Genomic DNA, 20,924 nt, shown 5'->3' on the forward strand with positions numbered 1-20,924 from the left:
ATCACCGCGAACAAGGTCCTGAACAACCTGACCGCCCTCACCTCGGCCAAAACCGACTACCTCAAGGTCACCACCGCGTTCCCCACCACGGCCAACGACACCTTCCAAGGCGCCACCAGCACCATCGCCTTCGCCTTCACCGGCACCCAGCGCACCGAAACCATCAAGTAGCACCAGGCCTTGTAACACGAGGCCTGTAACACCAGAGCAAGCATCACCACCTCAAGCACCACCACAGAGCCCCGCCGGGCCTGGTCGGGCGCCCCCCTGCCCGATCAGGCCCGCCGGCATGCCTGGCTCGTCTGCTGCTCAAATTGTGTTGGATCATTCGAACCTTGATCAGCAGCCAGTCCGCGCCGTACCGGGGCGGGAGTTGTGTGGACTTGTCTGCCAGTCGGGATGATCCAGCAGAATCCTTCACCTCAGGCTCACCCGCTGTTCACGACGCCCCGAAACAGTGGAACCATGACTGATCTCTCGCGCCGCACCCTCGTCAAAACATCTTTAACCGGCTTGGCATTGGCTGGCCTCGCAACCGGTACCGCTGCACCTGCACCCGCCGCCATCCCCCTGGTCCGCAAACGCCTCACACTCCCCACAGGAATCGCCACCGGCGATGTCACCGCGGATTCGGCAGTCCTCTGGTCACGCGCCTCGGGCCCAGGGCGACTCACCGCCCGCCTGCAAGCAGTGGACAGCGCGGGCGAAATCCTGCGGGGACGATATGGATTCAGCCGAACCATCCAGGGACCGCTCGCTACTGAAGCCAGCGACTTCACCGCCAAGATCCACGCCAAAGGACTTCCTGCGGGAACCCGCTTCGCCCTTGAACTTAACTTCGAGGACGAGAACGGACTTGGCGAGGCAGTCACGGGGACGTTCACCACAGCGCCCGGCTCATCGGTAAACAACAGTGCCGGGAACGGCGATCCTGAAGACGAGCGCGAAGGCCGCAAGCCGTCGTCGTCATCGCAGTCCTTCGTGTGGACCGGCGACACCGCCGGGCAGGGCTGGGGCATCAATGAGGAAATCGGCGGCATGCGCGGCTACAAAGCAATGCACGCAACGCGCCCGGACTTCTTCATCCACTCGGGGGACACCATCTACGCCGACGGCCCCATCGCCACCACGGTCACCGAGAAGGACGGTCACGTATGGCGGAATATCGTCACCGAAGAAGTCTCCAAGGTTGCCGAAACCCTTAAGGAATACCGGGGCCGGCACCGTTACAACTCCCTGGATGCCAACATGCGGGCCATGTTCGCCGAGGTCCCCGTGATCGCCCAATGGGATGACCACGAGACACACAACAACTGGTATCCCGGCCAGATCCTGGACGACGCCCGCTACACCGAACGCAACGTCAACGTCCTCGCCGCCCGCGGCCGGCAGGCCTGGCAGGAGAACATGCCGATCTCAGACTCCGCGGCGTTATGGCGCCCGGGAACGTTCGACGCCGGCCAGTACCAACCTGCGCGCATCTACCGGAAGATTTCGCGCGGCCCGCAGCTGGACATCTTCTGCCTGGACATGAGGACCTACAAGTCCCCCAACACCGATGGCAAAGAACCGTACGACACCAACATCCTCGGCCAGGAGCAGGTGGATTGGCTGATCAAGGAAGTACGCCAGTCAAAGGCAACGTGGAAGGTGATCGCAGCTGACCTGCCACTGGGCATCATCGTGCCCGATGGTCCGGTGAACCAAGAGAGCCTCTCCAACCGGGATAACGGTGCTCCGCTGGGACGCGAACTGGAAATCGCCGGCGTGCTGAGCGCTTTCAAGCGGGACGGCGTCAAGAACACTGTGTGGCTGACGGCGGACGTGCACTACTGCGCAGCCCATCACTACTCCCCCGAACGAGCGTCTTTCACCGATTTCGATCCCTTCTGGGAGTTCGTGGCTGGCCCCATCAACGCTGGCTCGTTCGGACCCAACGACATGGATGGAACGTTTGGGCCGGAAGTGGTGTTCGCCAAGGCTGGTCGCTTCCCGGGCGAATCTCCGCGCGATGGCGAGAACCAATATTTCGGGCACGTGGATCTTGCCGCCGACAGCACCTTCACCGTAAGCCTCCGCAACGCCAATGGGGCTGTGCTGTTCTCGAAGACCCTCATCCCTCAGCGCTGACCCATGTGAGTCGCAGCAGAGCGCGTTATGAGCTCTCAAAACGCGCACTGCTGCGACTTAGATGGGGTCTCACAGGACGATAGAGTCTCACGGGACGTCACCTTTGTGTGTTGCCGGTCACTTTAGCACACTTTCGGCGTATGCTCTCCTCAGCGCAAAGGCAAGATGCGTTGTTCGCTTTTGGTGGGGCCACTTTCGAAGGCAGGGGTTCAGTGGCAGGAGTGAAGCACGAGGTTCTTCCGGTGCGCTCGTGGGCGCGCCAGGGCATGCCGCTTTACCTGGTTGCAGTCGGATTGTGCACCGTCCTTTTGGCCGTGGGGTTCGGAAGCGGTATCGGCACACCCACAGCTCAGCTGGCAGGCGACTTTGCGATCCTTATCGCCGCCCTGACTGCGCTGATGACACACACACGCGCGGCTCTACAGGGACACGGCAATACAAAAGCCCGTTGGTTCGTGGTTGCCGGTTTGGCTCTCTGGTCCTGCGGGCAAGCACTCTGGACCTTCAACGGCATAGTGCTGGACCACGCCTACCCCTTCCCCTCGGCCTCGGACATCGGATTCGTCGGCTATGCGCTGCCGGTCGCCGTCGGGCTTGTCCTGCTTTCCAAGGGCGACAGTGTCCGCATGTCGGTTGTGCGCACTGTCCTGGATGTCGGAACGGTGGCCAGCGCGGTTCTCTTCATGGCTTGGGGTGCAGTCCTGGGGCCACTGATTCAGACAGGCAATGAGGACGCCCTGGCTTTCCTCACCACGCTGGCCTACCCTTTCGCGGACGTGGTAATGGTCTCGCTGGTGATCGTGCTGACCATGCGTGCCGCCCGTGGGCGGCGCCTTCCGTGGCTGTGCCTGGGCTTGGGCTTCCTGGTGCTCGCGTTGACTGACCTGACCTACGTCCGGCTTACCGCCGAAGGCGTCACAGGTGTGACCGGATCCCCCTTGGCACTTGGCTGGGTAGCAGCTTTCCTGCTCGTCGGGTTCAGCCCCCTGGCTCCAGAGGCCAGCAGCAGCAAAAAAGACGGACGCACATACGCTGCGGCCTTGGAACTCCTCCCCTATATTCCCGTTTTCTCCGCCGTCCTTTTCAACCGCAGCCGGGCCGTCAACCTGGGAGACCCGATCCTGCTGATCACGGGCATTTTGGTCCTGGTGTTTGTCATCGTGCGGCAGGTACTGATCGTCGTCGAGAATGTGAGCCTTACGCGGGACCTGGAGTCCAAGGTGGCTGCCCGTACAGCCGAGCTTGAGGGCTTGGGAGCGATCGTGAACTCCTCCGGTGACGCCATCATTGGCAAGACGCCTGAGGGCGAGATCCTCAGTTGGAACCCGGGGGCTGAGCGGATTTTCGGCTACACGGCAGAGCAGGCCATAGGCAAGAACAGCGACTTCTTTATCCCCGGGGAATTGCGGGAAGCAGAACACGAGGCCCTGCGGACAACTGCCGAAAGCGGTGCAGTTCAGAACTTTGAGACGCTCCGCAAGCGAGGTGACGGCGCCATCATTCCCGTTTCCGTGACGCTCTCCCCTGTACGCAACGAGTCCGGTATCTGGGGCGTGGCCACTATTTCCCGGGACATCACGGAACGGAAAGCTGCTGAAGCCGAGCTCCTGGCTGCCCGGGAAGCGGCCTTGGAATCGAGCAGGCTCAAGTCCGAGTTCCTGGCCACCATGAGCCACGAGATCAGGACTCCCCTGAACGCCGTGATCGGCCTGACGTCGCTCATGTTGGACACGCGCCTGAACGAGGTCCAACGGCAGTACGCCCAGGGAGTTAAAGGCGCCGGCGAGGTTCTGCTGACGCTGATCAATGACATCCTGGACTTCTCCAAGCTGGAAGCCGGGAAGGTGGATCTGGACATCACGGCCTTCGATCCGCGGGCGTTGGTGGAGGAGGTTGCCGGGCTGGTTGCCGAACAAGCCCAAAGCAAGGATCTTGAGCTGATCTCCTACTGCCACCCCAACGTGCCGGAACGGCTCATGGGCGACTCCGGGCGGATCCGCCAGATCCTGCTGAATCTGTCATCCAACGCAGTCAAGTTCACCCCATCCGGCGAGGTGGAGATCCAGGTCTCCGTGGTCAACCAGGATTCAAACAAAGCCTCCCTGCGGTTTGAAGTCCGCGACACGGGAATCGGCATCAGCGCCGAAGACCACCACCGGTTGTTCGAATCCTTCGCCCAGGCAGATGCCTCCACCACCCGCCGTTACGGCGGCACGGGCCTCGGCTTGGCCATCTCGCGGCGACTGACCGAAGTCATGGGCGGCGAAATCGGACTCGACAGCGAAATGGGAGTAGGCAGCAAATTCTGGTTTGTCCTGGAACTGCCTGTCGGCCCACCCGCCACGGACACCGGGCTCCTGCCCGCCTCGCTCGCGGGCCAAAAGGTCCTGGTGGTGGACGACAACGCCACCAACCGCTTGGTACTGGAGACACAGCTCGCAAGCTGGGGAATGCAGCCGGTGGCAGTCGCAGATGCGCGCACCGCCATGGACGAATACCGGCTGGCTGTTTCCGACCACCACCCTTACGACATCGCCGTCGTGGACATGTGCATGCCCGACGTCGACGGCCTGGAACTGGCCCGCCAAATCAAGGAAGAAAGCAACGGCTCGGGCGGCCCGGGGATCATTCTCCTGACCTCCACCATGCAAGTGGACAAGGCCGATCTCACGTCCGCGGGAATCCGCGAGTACCTCACCAAGCCCGTACGGAGCTCCGAGTTCTACAACCGGCTCCTGCGGCTCCTGGCCACGAAAACAATGGGCAAGCCAGCGCCCCTTGGAACGCAGCCCGAGCTGCCGCCCCGGGACCCGGAACTCCGCCTCGGCAAACTCCTGGTGGCTGAAGACAATGAGGTCAATCAGCTGGTGGCCCGCGGGATGGCGAACAGGCTCGGCTACGAAGTAGACATCGTCGACGACGGCGCGCAAGCCGTTGCTGCGACACTCACCGGAAACTACGCTGCCGTTCTTATGGACTGCCACATGCCGGTGATGGATGGTTTTGAGGCGACAAAGACGATTCGTTCCCGGGATGCCAAAACCGTGAGGATCCCCATCATTGCCATGACGGCCGGGGCCCTGAACGAGGACCGCGAGCGCTGTTTTGCCGCCGGCATGGACGATTACATCAGTAAACCTGTGGATCTGGACAAGCTCCGCGACATCTTGGCCCGGTGGGTGCCGCAGGAACGGTTGGAGCCCCAGCTGCAGGTGGCGGAAGCACCGCCGTCGACCGCTGTTGTTTTGGACGCTTCCGAGTCCGGCCACGCTGCCGAGCCCGACGACGCCGGCAGTACCGTCCTGGACGAGGACAGGCTGCAGATTCTGCGTGAACTTGGGCCGGCGGACGGTATGGGCCTGCTGCCCGAAGCCATCAGGGCCTTCCGCGAGGAAGCCCAGCGTTCCCAGGAGACGCTGCGTTCGGCCTTGGAGAGCGGGCAGGCCAACGCGGTGGAGGCCGCAGCCCACAAACTCGCGGGGGCCGCGGCCAACATCGGCGCTACAGGCGCCGCCACCTTGGCCAAGGACTTGGAACGGCTGGGCCGTGAGGCGGGCCCGGATGTTGCAGCAGATGGAACGCCCGTACTTGATCAACTGAATTCGGAACTCGCACGGGTGGATGGGGCACTCGCGCGCACACTATTGGGAGCCCCATGAAAGTATTAATCGCCGACGACGACCAGATTTCCCGGATGATCACCAAGGCCGCCGTCGAGCAATCCGGTCATGACTGCATCGTGGCAGTGGATGGCGACTCGGCCTGGGATCTTTACCAAGCCCATGCTCCCTCGGCCGTGGTGACGGACCTGATGATGCCGGGCCTGAACGGCTTGGATCTTTGCCGGGCGATCCGCGAGCGCGAGCAGGACACCTACACGTACGTGATCCTGGTGACCTCCCATGGTTCGCGAAAGGACGTCCTCGCGGGCATGGAGGCCGGCGCAGACGATTACGTCACCAAACCGCTGGACCCCTTCAACCTGCACATTCGTCTGCTTGCCGCGCAACGCATCACCTCGCTGCACGCAGACCTCGCAAAGTATCGAACGGCGCTGACAAAACAGGCCCGCACCGACCCCCTGACCAAGCTGAACAACAGGCTCAAGCTGACCGAAGACCTGGGACAACTGCACAGCAGAAGTGACCGCTACTCGCGGGATTATTGTCTGGCGATGGTGGATGTGGACAACTTCAAGAGCTACAACGATATTTACGGCCACCAGGCAGGAGACGCCGCACTGGTGGCCATCGCTTCGACCCTTGCTGGCGAGGTCCGTCAGTCCGACGGCGTGTACAGGTTCGGCGGCGAGGAGTTCCTCCTGGTCCTTCGGGAGCAGACGGCCACTGGCGCCGAAGTGGTCATGGAGCGGATTCGGGCAGCTGTTCATGCGCTTCAGATCGAGCACTCCGGGGACCCCGACGGCATACTCACCATCAGCGCGGGTGTCTCGGCATTCGCTGATGGGCACCGCGCCGGGACGGAGCAGTTGCTGCGCGAAGCGGACCTTGCTCTGTACGCGGCAAAGGCATCCGGCCGGAACCGCGTCACGTTGGCCAGCACGCTTTCGCAGGGCGTGGACTAAGCATCTGGGCGCTCTGAGCGAAATCGCTGGTTCCTTGTCAGAGGCCGTCTATAGAGTTGCCGTATGAGCCACACTTCCTCCGCGCCTGCCGCTGTCCCTGCCTACGGTTCAGCGCCGCAGCCGCCTGTTGCCAAACGTGTCCCCAGCCGCCGCGAACATCACGGCGACGTCTTTGTGGACAACTACGAGTGGCTCCGGGACAAGGAATCTGCCGAGGTAGTGGAGCACCTCAAGGCAGAGAACGCCTATCAGGAGGCTGTCACCGCGCATCAGGCACCGCTCCGGGAAGCAATCTTCCAGGAGATCAAGGGCCGCACCCAGGAAACTGATCTGTCCGTACCCAGCCGCAAGGATGGCTGGTGGTATTACAGCCGTTCAGTGGAGGGCAAGGAATACAGCATCCATTGCCGCGTGGTGGCGCGGAACACTGGTGACCCCGTAACTGACTGGACTCCGCCATCCGTTGAGCCGGGCGTGGAGATCCCGGGCGAGCAGGTGCTTTTGGACGGAAACGTGGAAGCCGAGGGCCAGCCTTTCTTCAGCATCGGTGGCGCTGCCGTGACCATCGACGGCAACCTTTACGCATACGCGGTGGATAACTCCGGCGACGAACGATTCACACTGCGGATCAAGGACCTCCGGACGGGCGAACTCCTGCCGGACGTCATCGAGAACATCTTCTATGGCGTGGCGTTCTCCCCCGACGGCACCCGTATCTTCTACACCGTGGTGGACGATTCCTGGCGTCCCTACCAGGTCAAGTCACACGTCTTGGGCACGCCGGTTGCCGAAGATGAGGTTCTTTACCAGGAGGACGACGCCGCGATGTGGTTGGGCTTCGATCTCGCCTCTGACCGCCGCCACCTTGTGCTGAGCATCGGCTGCTCCGAGTTCAGCGAGACCCGGCTGCTCCGTTTTGATGATTACGACGCCGGGCTCAGCACGGTCATTCCCCGCGAGGAACACATTCTTTATGAGGCCGAGCCCTTCCTCCTGGCTGGCAAGGAGACCCTGCTCCTGACCCACAACAAGGACGCCATCAACTCGATGGTGAGCCTGGTTGACCCGTTCGAGCTCACCAAGCCGCTGGCAGAGCAGCACTGGCGGACAGTCGTCGAGCATTCCGACGACGTCCGCGTCAACGGCGCGGGCGTCACGTCCACGCACCTCGTGCTGTCCATCCGGAAGGACACCATTGAGCGTGTTCAGGTGCTGCCACTCGCAGGCCTGGGCACCCCGGAGCAGGCCGCGCCCGTGGAGCCGGCCTTCGACGAAGAGCTCTATACGGCCGGCGTTTCCAGCTCCGACTACGAGGCCCCCGTGATCCGCATGGGCTACACCTCCTACTTCACACCGTCGCGCGTCTATGACTTCGTTCTGCCCACTCCTGAGCTGTCATCAGGCCAGCTGCTGCTGCGCAAGGAAAGTCCCGTCCTGGGCGGTTACTCCGGCGAGGATTACGTGGCCACCCGTGAGTGGGCAACCGCCGACGACGGCACCCGGATTCCGCTGTCAGTGCTGCGCCACAGTTCGGTACAGCAGGACGGCACGGCGGCTGGCTTGGTGTACGGCTATGGCTCCTATGAGATGAGCATGGACCCGGGCTTCGGCGTTGCCCGTTTGTCACTGTTGGACCGCGGGATCGTCATGGTCATTGCGCACATCCGCGGCGGTGGTGAGCTGGGCCGTCACTGGTACGACGACGGGAAGAAGTTCAGCAAGAAGAACACTTTCACGGACTTCATCGCGGCCACCGACTGGCTGGCTGGCTCCGGCTGGGTGGACCCCTCCCGGATTGCTGCCATGGGTGGTTCCGCCGGCGGCCTGCTCATGGGTGCCATCGCCAACATGGCTCCGGAAAAGTACGCGGCAGTGGTGGCTCAGGTGCCGTTTGTGGATCCATTGACCAGCATCCTGGATCCCGAGCTTCCCTTGTCGGCCTTGGAATGGGAAGAGTGGGGCAACCCCATCACCGATCCCGCGGCCTATGCCTACATGAAGTCCTACACTCCATACGAGAACGTACGGAGCGTGCCCTACCCCAAGATCGCAGCCGTGACTTCCTTCAACGACACCCGGGTTCTGTACGTGGAACCGGCCAAGTGGGTGCAGGCACTGCGTTCGGCAACCACGGGCTCCGAACCGATCGTCATGAAGATCGAGATGGACGGCGGCCACGGCGGAGCGTCCGGTCGGTACGTGCAGTGGCGCGAGAGGGCTTGGGACTACGCGTTTGTTGCCGACTCGCTGGGTGCCACGGAATTGCTTCCAGGAGCGGGGCTCAAGTAGCGGTGGAACGGGAACATGAGGCGCTGCGCTTGGCCGCGGGTCTCGTTGCCGCATCGCTTGCTCCTGGCGCTTTGAGTTTCGCTGAAAGGCTTCTCGTTCCGTTCCCTTGGCTGGGTTTCCTTCCGCATAGCCGCTTCCGGATACACACCCGATGACCAGCTTGACTGGCTGGACGAGACAGAAGCCGTCGACGATCCCCGAGCCAGCGAGTGACGCCGAGGAAGGAAGCAGTCCCTCGCCCACTGCGCCGCTCCGAACAAGAAATCATCTTTGGAACGACAAACGCCCGAAAGGGCTGGATTGACGTTCTCGCTGTGCAACGAAACATCGTCGCACAGGCTTGGGAACGGCTTACTTCCGACCGCGTGAATCGTTTGCTGCTGAGGATGGAGTAGGCGTCGAGGTAGTCACGGGCGTAGCCGCGGGAGTAGACGGCGAGCAGTTTCGATGCGACTGAATCTTTCAGTGACAGCACGGGTCCGACGTCCACGATTGCGGGTTTGTTCTCCCACCAGTCCAAACCGAGATCAATCACGACCGTCGCATCGTCCTTGGCCACCGTCAGGCTGGCGAACTCCTCGTATTGGCGGGTGATCTCCACTGAGTATCCAGCACCGACAAGTGCGTAGGTGATTTTGTCCACGGCGGCCGCGAAGGTCTCGGGAGTATGCCAGCGGTGCTGGGCGAACAGTCAATGTCCTCTGACATTCTGTCGATCACGCCGTGTTCGACAAGTGCCTGTGCACCGGCGAGGATGAACCCGTCCGTGGCAAGAACAGAGAAGGCTATTTCCGTTGCTACGCGTTGAGCGTCGTCCATCCAGGATGTTCCTTGCTTTCGCGGTGTATGGGCAGCTGGGGAAAGGCGTCATTCCATAGCTGCCGGCACCGAGCGGGCAATCGCATGGAAGGCCACAAAGCAACCAGCCTGTCGGGGTTGATGATCCGGGCCATCTCTTCAGCGGATCCTGAGTTCTGCAGTGTCAGCTGGTAGAGCGTCCTGCAGCTGGCGTCATCGCCGACGTCATAGCGACGCTCTGGGCCCCAGTCCAAGTGGATGGGCAGTACCACATCACCGGATGCTGGCCCTTTCAGGTCTTCCAGTGAATCAGGGACGAGGTAGACCAGGGAGTCGGCGATAGTGTGTCTGACCTCCGGTCCATATACGTACTCTCGCAGTCCGGCACGGACACGTTCAGCGACTGTGGTCCCTTCCCGGGCCGCTTTGGCGTGTGCCTGGTTCCATAGCTCGTCCTCAACACGGACCGAACGCCTGGGCGTGCCTGCCGACATTGTTGACCTTCTTCCAAGGGGCTTCCGTCCCATCTTACAAGGTGTCATGACACCTTGTAAGCCCATGAGCCCTCCAACGTTGTGCAGATAGCTGGCATAGTTGGCCGGGCTCAAGTAGCGGTTAGTGCCGGACGAGCATGCTGATCCACATCCCGGCGAGCCAGTCCGAGAACCGTTCGTCGCTCCATCCGCGCTGGCCCACGAACCGGGTCCAGAGTGTGCCGTCCATGGTCGCGAACAGCACGTCGCGACATTCCTCCTCTGTGACGCCAAGCTGCCCGGTGGCGCCGGCGGCCTGTGCGTAACGCGTCGCCACATCCAAACGACGGTCGGCCCATTCGTTGAGCATGGCGACGGCGTCGGGCTCGCTCGCGGCTGCTCCTGTGAGCGCCTCAAGGAGAGGGGCAATCCGCCGATTGCTCGCGCTCACGAATGCGGCGTGGCGTCGGATCCTGGCTGGCAGGTCCGGTTCGGTCAGGATGGCCTGCATTTCGGCCCTGTCATAGAGGGTCACGTCCGCCTCGTCGCCGCGGAAATCGACATACCAAACGTGCCGGAGCAGCGCGGCTTTCGTGCGGAACGTCGCGTAGACAGTTTCGACGGCGACGCCGGCCCGTTCAGCGACCTGCTTGACCGTGGTTTGCCCGTATCCCTGCGAGATAAACAGCTCGTTCGCCGCCGCGATGATGCTTCGCCGTGTTTCCGCAGCCTGCTGTTGGCGGCGGGTGGAATCGTACGACCTCTTGATTTTTGCGCCCATTGGGTACAGTATAACAGTATTCAAAACAGTCTCACTGTAATGGAGTTGGTCATGTCTACTGAGACCGATGCTTTCCTCACTGAAATAGTTCCCCAACAACAGGCCGCGGACAGTGCAATCCACGACGGCGACGCCGGCCCGCGCCTCGCGCTGTGGTCCAAGAAGGACCCGCTGACGCTCTTCGGTGCGAGCCTCAGCGGCAGCGGCCGGGCAGAGCTTGAGCCCATGTTCCACAACGTCGCCTCGTGGTTTTCGCACTCGGATTCGTTCGATCTTGAGATCATCGCGGCCGGAGTAAGCGAGGACCTCGCCTACACGGTCGGCTACGAGCACAGCATCACCACCGTTGAGGGCACTCCCCGGAAATACAGTTTGCGGGTGACCCACGTCTACCGTCGTGAAGACGGCGCCTGGCGGATAGTGCATCGTCACGCGGATTTTCCAACGGCAGAGGCCAGCGTTCCGTTGCCCCTTGGTCGGGCTGATCCAATGACGGGCGAGCGGCCGGTCATGGTTAAGGAGACCGAGGCCTTCCTCGCAGAGATCCTGCCGAAGCAGCGGGACATGACTGTGGCCCTGCACAAGGGCGACGTAACATCCCGCATCGCTTTGTGGTCGCACACTGACCCCACCACCCTGTTCGGTGCGCACATCTCCGGAGTGGGTTGGAACGATCTGGAGCCCAAGTTTCGCCAGGAAGCCCGACGGTTCGAAGGCGCCACCGGGTTCGAGTTCGAGGTTGTCGCGGCCGCTGCCAGCGGAAGCCTCGCATACATCGTTGGGTTGGAGCACAGCCACGCCGTTGTTGATGGGGTCCCGGCCGACTACACGATGCGAACAACGCACGTCTACCGCCGCGAGGACGGCGCCTGGCGGATCGTTCACCGGCACTCGGACCTTATCCCAGTTCAACGGTCCCGGTGACCACAGTGCCACTCCTGGTGTTCACGGGCGCGGAACCTGGTGCTGGCGGCGCGGACCTTAGTCCTGGCTGGCGCTGACCTTAGAGTTAGCGGGCGCGGAGCAAGGCGAAGTATCCCGGAATGAGATCCGGGTCGGACGGGTTGCTCAGCGGCCGGGTCTCGATACTCGTCGCACCCTCCTCCAAAAGGTTCCACTCCGCCGTCGGGAACGCCTTGGCGCGCTGGGCGGCGCCGAAGCGGCCCGGCATCGGCAAGCCCTTGATGGCCCACTCCAACGGGGCAGGAATGGAGTCGCGGGTGGCTCCGAGGTGGCTGACGTAATCCACGGGGGTGCCCGGAAAGTTGGTTTCGGCCAGGAAAACGCTGCCGCGGGTCCCGACGACGGGCAGCAGGTTTGCGGCCAGAGCTGCCCTTCCTTTGGAATCGAGGACGTGCAGTACGCCCCGGATGAACACGTTGGCATCGCCTGCCCAGCCCGCAGCTTCAAGGGCCGTCACGACAGTCCGCGCGGCGTCAGGTGCCGTCATATCGCACACGGCGAATGACGCCGTCGTGACGTCCGCTGACTCTTGCCGGGCGCGATCTACGGCGTTCGCGGAGTAATCGAGCCCTAGCGCGTGCGGGAAATGATCGGCCAGCAGACGGGTGAAGCTGCCGTTGCCACACCCCACGTCCACCACGGGAAGGGACTGATCCATCCGGGCGAATTTGGGCAGGTAACCCTCAAGTTCATGAGAGCTGCCCGAATCCCACAACACATCCCCGGCGGCCCCGGTGGTCCGGACGCTGCCCCAATAGCGATCCCACGCCGTAAGCGGGTCCTTGGGCGCGGCCGAGGAAAGCCTGATCAGGCGGGGAATCAGCAGATATTTCCGGAGCGCGGAGAGCATGCTCCAAATATATGTGGCGCTATTGCTCTTTCAGCCAAAGCAGGGCTTCTGTTTCTGAAGTAAAGAACCTCGTGGGGCATGGGGGTTTCATGATGCCAATGAAGAAGTTGGCGATGACCCGGTCCACGGGGGACGAACCCCAGAGGGCGATACTTGAGGCCTGGCAGGGTTTGGCGAACACTGAACGGGCGCCCCGGGTGACGTCAGCCGTGGTAGCCATATCCACGATCATCGGGTGGCGCGCTTCGCCGCAGATCTCGTTGACCCGATCCATCGCCCTTTGCGCGTCCGCCTCCTGGATCCTGGATCCGCGCGGCCACGTTAGCCGTAGGATTCCTGTGTCTTCGAGTTCCAGCTCGAACGTCACCTCTTGGTGGTCCTGCGGTGTGGCTGGCTGGTTCACAGATCTCCTTGGCATTTCCATACGGACGGCAGGAGGACCAAGCCTCCCCCTGGGCTTTCACCCTCTAGGCTGTCGAATCGGGCGCCGAATGTAAAGGCTATCTTCCCCGACGCAATGCCTTCCCCGGCGACGCAAATGAGCATCAAATGCCCCTGCAGGGCCGAAGCCCGCGGTGGCGCTGATAGTGTGTTGCCAAATCTGGAATTACGGTGGAACGAACGTTGTAACGGAGGGGGCTCAGTGGGTAAGAACGGGGCCGATGTGCAGCACGTTTCCCGCTCCGCCTTCGTGGCGGATTCAGACGCTGATCGTTTGGCCTTAACAAAGGCTGCGCTCAAGGCCGCAGGGTTCGAAGTTTTCGCCGCTGCAGACACCGCTTCCATGGCCGCGCGGCTGGAAGCCGGTATTCCCGCTGTAGTGGTGTTGGAAAACTCCCTGGCACATGGTCTTCGCAGTCCTGGTGTTCCTGTGTTGCTGCTCCTCAACGCCGGTGAATCCGTGGACCTGGAAGAAGCCCAAGCGTGGGGCGTCGTGGACTATGTGATCAACCCGGTGCGTGCCGATGAACTTGTTTACCGCGTTGAAACCTTGATCGGCAGGTCCCGGGAGCGTGCACGGTCCCGGGGAGAGGTAGAAGCCCTCAGGGAGAGCCTCCGGAACGTCTCATCCGCCATCCGGCAAACCAACGATCCCCAACTGATTGCCGACCACGTGGTGAGAGGTTTCGGCGAAGCCCTCGGCATGGACCACGTTTGGTTTGCTACCTTCCGGGACGAACGCGTTCCCTCAATCCGTGCCCAATGGAACCGCCCGGGCACGCCGATGCTTCCCGCCAGGTTGGGCGAGAGCGAGAACCTGATCGTAGAGGCAGCCAACAGGCTATGGGCCGAAGCTGACGTTCTTGCTGTGACCGATCACCGAACGCAACCGGAATCCAGGATTACCCAAGCGCTGAAGGACTGGTCCTGCGAGCTCAACCCGGTCTCGTCAGTTTTGCTGCCTGTCGGCGAAGGTGGTGCGGCCTTAGGCATCATCCTCCTCAGCACGGTGGAGGAACGGCACGATTGGACCCGGCCTGAGATCGCATTGATGCAGCACGTGGCCGGCAATGTGGCGCACGGACTCATTCAGGGCCACCTCATCAGCGCCCAGCAACGGGTACTGCACCAGCTCAGGCAGTTGGACAAGGCCAAAACTGACTTCCTGGCAACCGTCAACCATGAACTCCGGACCCCCCTGACCTCGATCACGGCCTACCTGGACATGATCAGGGATGGTTCGGGCGGCCCGGTTCCTGAGGGCATCAGCAAGATGCTGGACGTGATCGCAAGGAACTCCGACAGGCTCCGCCGGCTCATCGAGGACATGTTGACGGTGTCCATGCAGGACGGAAGCAACCTGGACCTCAAACCTGTGGACATCGCCAAGCTTCTCCAAGTAGTGGTGGCCACGCTGCGGCCTTTGGCCGAGTCACGGCACGTCGCTGTGTCCTTCACTGAGGGAACCGAGGACGTGGAGGTCACCGCCGATGAAGCCAAGCTGGAACAGGTCTTCACCAACATCGTGGCCAATGCCATCAAGTTCACCCCGGCAGGTGGACGGGTGGGCATCACGAGTTCGATGTTCGCATCGGCAGACGGTGGCCGTGCAGCACTGGTCAAAGTGGCGGACACAGGCTTGGGCATCCCCGAACACGATCTTCCCCACATCTTCACGCGGTTCTACCGTGCCTCCAACGCCACGGCAGCTGCTGTTCCCGGAAGCGGTCTGGGGCTGGCGATCGCCCAGGACATCATCAGCCGCCATATGGGACGGATGATCTTCGACTCAAAGCTGGGGTCCGGGACTACGGTGTCCGTTGAATTGCCGGTTGGTGGTCCGTAACGGCGGCTTTGGTGGCCCCCGAAGGGCCCCGTTTAGTGGTCGGTAGCGGCCACTTGACGCCCCCAAATAATCAGTTGACTGCCCCCTCCTTGGCACTTGACGCCCTCATGGCGTCCTGTCCCCGTCCATGACACGCTGGTCAATGGCTGCCCTGAAAGCTGACCCGCAAAGTCACTAATCTGCGACACAATCCGCAACAAAACTGATGCCCCGAGCAAAAGCCCAGGGCATCAGTTTGAGTCATCTGGCCTTGAGAGGCGCTCCCCCAATTTAGTTCGGCCACCAACCTATGGTGGTGGTATTCGTTTTGGTGGTTGTGCTGTTCGGCCACCAGCCGATTGCCGTACTGTTGGTATCCTGCGAAGGCTCGGCGTTAGCCGGAGCAGCCAGCCCCGTTACTGCCAGAACTGCTGCCATGAGCAGTGTTGCCGCAAATTTCTTCATCCGCTGTGCCCTTTCATACTGATGCGAATTACCGGTGTGACTTGAAAAAGGTCACGAGGCAAACTATACGAGCTTTTCTTCGCTATGGACATGGATAATGGGCACATGCAGAGTCCACAATTAACGCCTCATCTTGTAGCCGGACTCAATGCGCGCGCCAAATGGAAAGAACGTCACTTTGACGAGGCCTTTCGGTTAGCCGGTGAAGCTGCACATCTTGCCATTGATGCCGGCGATGAACTGTCTTGGTGGAACATGCGTTACTTGCAGGCGGAATGCCTCCGGGACCAAGGCCGGATCGAGGAATATCTGGCATTGGCACGGGAACTGAATGATCACGAACTCACGGCCTCCTCGCCTGAGCTTGGCGCCAAAGCCGGGACCATGGTTGCCGTTGCCCTCCAGGGTCTGGGGCGTCTGGCCGAGGCCGCCGCCATGGCTGCGGATGCCGCCAAACTGGCTGCCCGGGACGCGGACTTGGTGTATGTGCAGATCCTGGCGCAGCGTGCGCTCATTGCCTCCCTTGCCGAAAGCCGGCTGCTGGACGATGCCTGGCGTGAATGCTTGGAGCTGGAATCCCTGCTTACCGAAGACATCGACGAAGACACAGCGGGCAAGGGCTATTGGGTGATCGGGAACGTTGCCTTCCTGGCAAACCGGGTTGAAGATGGCAGCCGGTACCACGATCTTGCTTCCGAACGGCTGTCCCCATCCAAGGACGTGGACTTGTGGGCACGCTTCAATCGCGCCTCGGCGGAAATGCGGCTTCAGGCCCGGCTGAGTGATGCCGCTACCCTGCGATGCATCGAGAGGGCCGAGCTCGCCACAGACATCGTGGGCGGTTCCGAGCGGGACCATTTGGAAATGTCCCTGGTCCGCGCCCACTGGAACTATCTCAACGGCGATATGCAGGAAGCCCTCACCATCCTTGAGCCCTTGTGTGCCCGGTCTTCCATCCTCGCCACCCAAACCTCTGCAGAGTCGCACTTCCTCTTGGCCAGGACTTTGCTCGCACTGGGCCGGCGGGAAGAAGCCGTCGCGACTTTCAGCGAAACCGCAAACCTTTTCGATCAGGCCGCCCTCCCTGATCGCAGCTCGGCCGTTCGTGCGTACCTCCGGGATATGGTTGATCAGCGAGGCGAACCGCACGGGGAGTGACCATGTCCGAGGAAAACTCGAATGCCGCACCAGATCCACGTCTGGGATTGCTGCTGGACGGCATCGTCAGGCTTGCCGCGGGAGACCTGAACACCAGGATTGAAATCTCCGATGCCCGCGACGAGATCGACGCCGTGATCATGGGCACCAACCTCCTTGCCGAGGACCTCCAGATTATCTATGAAGAGCTGGAGCAGCGCGTGGCAGACCGCACACGGCAGCTGCACGAGGCCCACCGCGAAATGCAGCACATGGCCATGACGGATCCCCTCACAGGCCTTCACAACCGCTCTGCCTTCTCCACCGCGCTCGCGGAATCCCAGGCCAGGGGCCCCAATGGCAATCAACGGCCGGCCATCCTGCTGATGGACATGAACGGCTTCAAGGGCGTCAATGACTCCCTGGGCCACACCATCGGAGACAAAGTGCTGGAAACGGTGGCAGCCCGCATCAGTGCTGCCGTCCGCGAGGAGGACATGGTTGCCCGCATGGGCGGCGACGAATTCGCAATCCTGCTGCAGGAAGTTACCCCGGCGAAGGCGGCGTCCATCGGTAATCGGATCCTGGCTGCATTGGACGGGACCATGGAGATCGACGGCCAACACGTACGGTGCGGCGCCAGCATGGGCCTTCGGATGGCAGATCCCGGCAAGAGTGCCGAGGAACTGATGATGGAAGCGGACATCGCCATGTACGAATCCAAGGCTGATGGTCGCGGCAAATTGAAGGTCTTTGATACCGACATGCTCCTTGCCCGGCAGTTGCGCAACCAACTCGTGGGTGAGCTCAAAGAAGCGATCGCCGGTTCGCAGCTGGTGCTCTACTACCAGCCCATCATTCGCTTGGACACCCGCGGAATTGAAGGCGTCGAGGCCCTGGTCCGTTGGAAACACCCCACCCGCGGCATGATCATGCCGGATGAGTTCATTCCCATTGCCGAGGAAACGGGAATGATCTCCGATCTGGGCGGGTGGGTGCTGCGCACCGCCGTCGAGCAATTGCAGCGATGGCGCAGCGACCCCCTCACGGGGCGCCACGACTTCAACATGCGCATCAACGTGTCCGCCGCTGACCTCCAGCGTTTGGAGTTCGTGGAGGACGTACGCGAAGCCCTGACTTCGGCCGGGCTGGACCCGTCGCTGCTGGTTCTGGAGCTGACCGAAAGCGCCGTCATTCAAGGGAACGACCTTGACCGGTACACGCTGAACAGTCTTCGGCGGCTGGGTGTCGAGATGGAGATCGACGATTTCGGCACCGGATACTCCTCCATCGATTACCTCCGCCGCTTGCCCGTGCACGCCGTCAAGGTGGACAGAACGCTCCTCACGGCCCTCGGCAGCGATCCCGCACAGCCCGCCCTCCTCGCGGCAGTCCTGCAGCTCATACGTGCGTGCGGCCTCGGTGCTGTGTGGGAGGGAATCGAAACAGCGGAGCAGGCAGACTTCCTGCTCAGCATTGGGTGCACCAGCGGGCAGGGCTACTACTTCAGCCGGCCACTGCCGGAGGCACAACTGACCGAACAGCTGAGGCACCACAAGACCTGGCCGATCCAGGATTAAACGCGCGACGGCGGTGGGCTGGCTTTGGCGTGCACCACGAGTTGGCCGGGACGTCAAGATCCCGCTTGGCGCGCCCGCCATTCGGAGTCGAGGATCGCATAAATGTTCTCGGTGGCCCACTGGCCTTTGTAGTGCCAGTTGTCCACCAGGGTAGCCTCCAAGCGCATGCCTAGGCGTTTGCATATACCGGCGGAGCCAGTGTTGAGCGCATCGAGTTTCGCGTCTATGCGGTGGAAGTTCAACTGGCCGAATGCCAATTTCATGACAGCCTCAGCCGCCTCCGTCGCTATTCCCTGGCCCCTGCCCTCGGGGTGGAGGATCCAGCCAAGCTCAGCCTGGCCTGTTCCCTCCAGCCATTTCAGGACGATCTCACCCATAAGTCCCGGACGGTCCTGGCGTTCAATGGCGAGGCAGGCCCAGTCGCCTTCATGCTTGAAGTGTGCATTCGCATAGCGGCCCAGAACCTCCATGGACTGCGTCTTGGTCAGTTCATTGCGGAACAGATATCGGGCGGTCTCCGGCAGCGACTGATAAGCGTGGAACCGGTCCAGGTCCTCGGCCTCGAAACGCCGCAGTATGAGTCGTTCGGTCATGATCGGAAGCTCAATTTCGGGCATGTCTTCGAGGCTACTAGGCGCGTCCAAATCCTCGCCCAAGCTTTGTCCAGTCTTGACAGTTGGCCCGATCTGGGATTACCTAATGAACATTCGGTAAATAAAGCTGGAGGCAATGACGCATGGTTGAAACAACCCTCTCCGGTGCAACGCACCACATCCTGACGAACGACTACGCGTCTGAATGGATGGGCATTGAGGTCCTTAAGATCGACGACGGCCATGCCACCATCCGCATGCACCTCCGCCAGGAAATGCTCAATGGATTCGGAATGGCCCATGGCGGAATGATCTTCGCCTTCGCGGACACCGCCTTCGCACTGGCCTGCAACCCGGCCAACCCCACGCCAAAGCAAGCTGCCAACATCACGGTGGCGTCCGGCGTCGACATCAACTTCATCAAGCCGGCGTTCGAAGGCCAGGTGATTACCGCCGTCGCAAACCGTCGCGCGAGTACCGGCCGCAGCGGCCTCTACGACATCCAGATCTACGCGGCTTCACCAGGCGCCGCGGGCGCCACCCCCGATCCAGATCCCGGAGAACTCATTGCAGAGTTCCGGGGCCGCAGCCGCACCATCTCCAAGAAGTAGGAACTCCAGATGACCCAGAACACCGTCGCCGCGCCCGCGTCGTCCACCTCCGAGGCAACCGCGCCCGTCCTGGACCGCGAAGAAACGATGTCCCGCGACGAGCTTGAAGCACTCCAGCTCAACCGTCTGCAGCACACCGTGGCTTATGCCTACGATCGCGTGCCGCTGTACAAGCGCAAGTTCGATGAAGCAGGCGTGCACCCGACCGACCTCCGCGAGTTGAGCGACCTCGGCAAGTTCCCGTACACCACCAAGGAAGACCTCCGGCTGGAGTATCCGTTTGGCATGTTCGCGGTCCCGCAGCACGAGGTTGCCCGCATCCACGCGAGCTCCGGCACCACCGGCCGCCCCACCGTGGTGGGCTACACCAAGAACGACCTCGCCAACTGGGCAACCCTGGTGGCCCGTTGCCTGCGCGCCTCCGGCGTCCGTCCTGGAATGAAGGTCCACAACGCCTATGGTTATGGTCTCTTTACCGGCGGCCTCGGCGCCCATGCCGGCGCCGAAGCGCTGGGCTGCACGGTCATCCCGATGTCCGGCGGCCAGACCGAACGCCAGATCCAGCTCATCCAGGACTTCAAGCCGGACGCCATCCTGGCCACGCCCACGTACCTGCTGACGATCGCCGACGCCATGGCCCACCAGGGCATCGACCCCACGTCCACCTCGCTGAAGTACGCCGTGCTTGGCGCCGAGCCGTGGACCGAAGAGATGCGCCACGAACTCGAAACCACCATGAACATCAAGGCCTGCGACATCTACGGGCTCTCCGAAGTCATGGGCCCGGGCGTCGCTGGCGAAGCTGTTGAAACGCAAGACGGCTGCCACATCTGGGAAGACCATTTCCGGCCCGAAATCATCGATCCCTTTGATCACTCGACAGTCCTCGGCGACGGTGAACCGGGTGAATTGGTCTTCACGTCGCTGACCAAGGAAGCACTGCCGATCATCCGCTACCGCACCAAGGACCTGACCCGCCTGCTCCCTGGAACCGCTCGCCCGGCACACCGCCGGATGGGCCGCATCACCGGCCGAAGCGACGACATGATCATCCTGCGCGGCGTCAACCTCTTCCCCTCCCAGATCGAGGAAATCGCCCTGCGCATCCCCGAACTCAGCCCGCACTTCCAGCTCGAAATCACCCGCCCCGAGGGCAAGCGCATGGATTCGCTGACCGTGAAAATCGAACGGCGGGAAAACGTCCCCGCAGAGTCAAGCACGACGGCGGCCCGTACTTTGCGCGAGCAGATCAAGATTCACGTGGGGTCTTCTTGCGTAGTTGACGTTGTGGAGCCCGGTTCCCTCGAGCGTTCCAACGGGAAGCTCCGCCGGATCTACGACATGCGGCCGAAGGGCTGACATGCGGCGTCGCTGAACGGCAGCCCGTCTAGAGATCGTGAGAA

Annotated in this window: 16 protein-coding genes; 10 read left to right on the forward strand and 6 right to left on the reverse strand. The window is 62.0% G+C overall.

Going from position 1 to position 20,924, the window contains the following annotated elements; all coding sequences use genetic code 11:
* Nucleotides 1-465 precede the first annotated feature (465 nt).
* From AB4Z15_RS22665 to AB4Z15_RS22680, 4 genes are all read left to right on the forward strand, one after another.
* The gene (locus AB4Z15_RS22665) at nt 466-2,130 is read left to right on the forward strand and encodes an alkaline phosphatase D family protein (RefSeq protein ID WP_442019036.1); all 1,665 of its coding nucleotides are present in this window, start codon (nt 466-468) and stop codon (nt 2,128-2,130) included.
* 212 nt (nt 2,131-2,342) lie between these two features.
* Nucleotides 2,343-5,789: a response regulator gene (locus AB4Z15_RS22670; protein ID WP_442019037.1), complete on the forward strand. Its 3,447-nt coding sequence runs from the start codon at nt 2,343-2,345 to the stop codon at nt 5,787-5,789.
* Complete coding sequence (locus AB4Z15_RS22675; RefSeq protein ID WP_442019038.1) at nt 5,786-6,715, forward strand: GGDEF domain-containing protein; 930 nt, start codon at nt 5,786-5,788, stop codon at nt 6,713-6,715. The genes AB4Z15_RS22670 and AB4Z15_RS22675 overlap by 4 nt, the downstream gene beginning before the upstream one ends.
* A gap of 63 nt (nt 6,716-6,778) precedes the next feature.
* Nucleotides 6,779-9,004, forward strand: coding sequence for a S9 family peptidase (locus tag AB4Z15_RS22680; protein ID WP_442019039.1), 2,226 nt, complete (start codon nt 6,779-6,781; stop codon nt 9,002-9,004).
* 797 nt (nt 9,005-9,801) lie between these two features.
* Here AB4Z15_RS22680 and AB4Z15_RS22685 read toward each other — a convergent pair.
* Entirely contained in the window at nt 9,802-10,296 is a 495-nt protein-coding gene (locus AB4Z15_RS22685) for a hypothetical protein (RefSeq protein ID WP_442003535.1), read from the reverse strand.
* A 121-nt stretch (nt 10,297-10,417) separates the two neighbouring features.
* On the reverse strand, nt 10,418-11,056 hold the full coding sequence (locus AB4Z15_RS22690) for a TetR/AcrR family transcriptional regulator (protein ID WP_442019040.1): 639 nt from the start codon (nt 11,054-11,056) through the stop codon (nt 10,418-10,420).
* A 51-nt stretch (nt 11,057-11,107) separates the two neighbouring features.
* On the opposite strand from AB4Z15_RS22690, the gene AB4Z15_RS22695 reads away from it, so the two are divergent.
* A complete protein-coding gene (locus AB4Z15_RS22695) occupies nt 11,108-11,980 on the forward strand; it encodes a nuclear transport factor 2 family protein (protein ID WP_442019041.1) in 873 nt (290 codons plus the stop codon).
* A gap of 85 nt (nt 11,981-12,065) precedes the next feature.
* On the opposite strand, the gene AB4Z15_RS22700 is transcribed toward AB4Z15_RS22695, so the two are convergent.
* The gene (locus AB4Z15_RS22700) at nt 12,066-12,869 is read right to left on the reverse strand and encodes a class I SAM-dependent methyltransferase (protein WP_442019042.1); all 804 of its coding nucleotides are present in this window, start codon (nt 12,867-12,869) and stop codon (nt 12,066-12,068) included.
* 19 nt (nt 12,870-12,888) lie between these two features.
* On the reverse strand, nt 12,889-13,272 hold the full coding sequence (locus AB4Z15_RS22705; RefSeq protein WP_442003531.1) for a DUF7793 family protein: 384 nt from the start codon (nt 13,270-13,272) through the stop codon (nt 12,889-12,891).
* A gap of 240 nt (nt 13,273-13,512) precedes the next feature.
* On the opposite strand from AB4Z15_RS22705, the gene AB4Z15_RS22710 reads away from it, so the two are divergent.
* Nucleotides 13,513-15,156 (forward strand): ATP-binding protein, encoded by a 1,644-nt coding sequence (locus AB4Z15_RS22710; protein WP_442003530.1) that lies wholly within the window; start codon nt 13,513-13,515, stop codon nt 15,154-15,156.
* A gap of 270 nt (nt 15,157-15,426) precedes the next feature.
* On the opposite strand, the gene AB4Z15_RS22715 is transcribed toward AB4Z15_RS22710, so the two are convergent.
* Entirely contained in the window at nt 15,427-15,600 is a 174-nt protein-coding gene (locus AB4Z15_RS22715) for a hypothetical protein (RefSeq protein ID WP_442019043.1), read from the reverse strand.
* A gap of 105 nt (nt 15,601-15,705) precedes the next feature.
* On the opposite strand from AB4Z15_RS22715, the gene AB4Z15_RS22720 reads away from it, so the two are divergent.
* Nucleotides 15,706-16,758 (forward strand): hypothetical protein, encoded by a 1,053-nt coding sequence (locus AB4Z15_RS22720; protein WP_442019044.1) that lies wholly within the window; start codon nt 15,706-15,708, stop codon nt 16,756-16,758.
* Nucleotides 16,759-16,760: 2 nt separating this feature from the next.
* Entirely contained in the window at nt 16,761-18,317 is a 1,557-nt protein-coding gene (locus tag AB4Z15_RS22725; RefSeq protein WP_442019045.1) for a putative bifunctional diguanylate cyclase/phosphodiesterase, read from the forward strand.
* A 53-nt stretch (nt 18,318-18,370) separates the two neighbouring features.
* On the opposite strand, the gene AB4Z15_RS22730 is transcribed toward AB4Z15_RS22725, so the two are convergent.
* Nucleotides 18,371-18,934, reverse strand: a complete 564-nt coding sequence (locus AB4Z15_RS22730; protein WP_442019046.1) for a GNAT family N-acetyltransferase — start codon at nt 18,932-18,934, stop codon at nt 18,371-18,373.
* Nucleotides 18,935-19,053: 119 nt separating this feature from the next.
* Between AB4Z15_RS22730 and AB4Z15_RS22735 the strand changes: the two genes are divergently transcribed.
* A complete protein-coding gene (locus AB4Z15_RS22735) occupies nt 19,054-19,521 on the forward strand; it encodes a hotdog fold thioesterase (protein ID WP_224088717.1) in 468 nt (155 codons plus the stop codon).
* A 9-nt stretch (nt 19,522-19,530) separates the two neighbouring features.
* A complete protein-coding gene (gene paaK / locus AB4Z15_RS22740) occupies nt 19,531-20,880 on the forward strand; it encodes a phenylacetate--CoA ligase PaaK (protein ID WP_442019047.1) in 1,350 nt (449 codons plus the stop codon).
* Nucleotides 20,881-20,924 lie beyond the last annotated feature (44 nt).

Source organism: Paenarthrobacter sp. 2TAF44 (assembly GCF_052114885.1).
GTDB lineage: Bacteria > Actinomycetota > Actinomycetes > Actinomycetales > Micrococcaceae > Arthrobacter.

Excerpts from the sequence above, each read along its gene's own strand:
- AB4Z15_RS22665 (WP_442019036.1), top strand. The coding sequence starts at position 466 with ATGACTGATCTCTCGCGCCGCACCCTCGTCAAAACATCTTTAACCGGC.
- AB4Z15_RS22675 (WP_442019038.1), top strand. The coding sequence starts at position 5,786 with ATGAAAGTATTAATCGCCGACGACGACCAGATTTCCCGGATGATCACC.
- AB4Z15_RS22680 (WP_442019039.1), top strand. The coding sequence starts at position 6,779 with ATGAGCCACACTTCCTCCGCGCCTGCCGCTGTCCCTGCCTACGGTTCA.
- AB4Z15_RS22685 (WP_442003535.1), bottom strand. The coding sequence starts at position 10,296 with ATGTCGGCAGGCACGCCCAGGCGTTCGGTCCGTGTTGAGGACGAGCTA.
- AB4Z15_RS22690 (WP_442019040.1), bottom strand. The coding sequence starts at position 11,056 with ATGGGCGCAAAAATCAAGAGGTCGTACGATTCCACCCGCCGCCAACAG.
- AB4Z15_RS22695 (WP_442019041.1), top strand. The coding sequence starts at position 11,108 with ATGTCTACTGAGACCGATGCTTTCCTCACTGAAATAGTTCCCCAACAA.
- AB4Z15_RS22700 (WP_442019042.1), bottom strand. The coding sequence starts at position 12,869 with ATGCTCTCCGCGCTCCGGAAATATCTGCTGATTCCCCGCCTGATCAGG.
- AB4Z15_RS22715 (WP_442019043.1), bottom strand. The coding sequence starts at position 15,600 with ATGAAGAAATTTGCGGCAACACTGCTCATGGCAGCAGTTCTGGCAGTA.
- AB4Z15_RS22720 (WP_442019044.1), top strand. The coding sequence starts at position 15,706 with ATGCAGAGTCCACAATTAACGCCTCATCTTGTAGCCGGACTCAATGCG.
- AB4Z15_RS22725 (WP_442019045.1), top strand. The coding sequence starts at position 16,761 with ATGTCCGAGGAAAACTCGAATGCCGCACCAGATCCACGTCTGGGATTG.
- AB4Z15_RS22730 (WP_442019046.1), bottom strand. The coding sequence starts at position 18,934 with ATGCCCGAAATTGAGCTTCCGATCATGACCGAACGACTCATACTGCGG.
- AB4Z15_RS22735 (WP_224088717.1), top strand. The coding sequence starts at position 19,054 with ATGGTTGAAACAACCCTCTCCGGTGCAACGCACCACATCCTGACGAAC.
- paaK (WP_442019047.1), top strand. The coding sequence starts at position 19,531 with ATGACCCAGAACACCGTCGCCGCGCCCGCGTCGTCCACCTCCGAGGCA.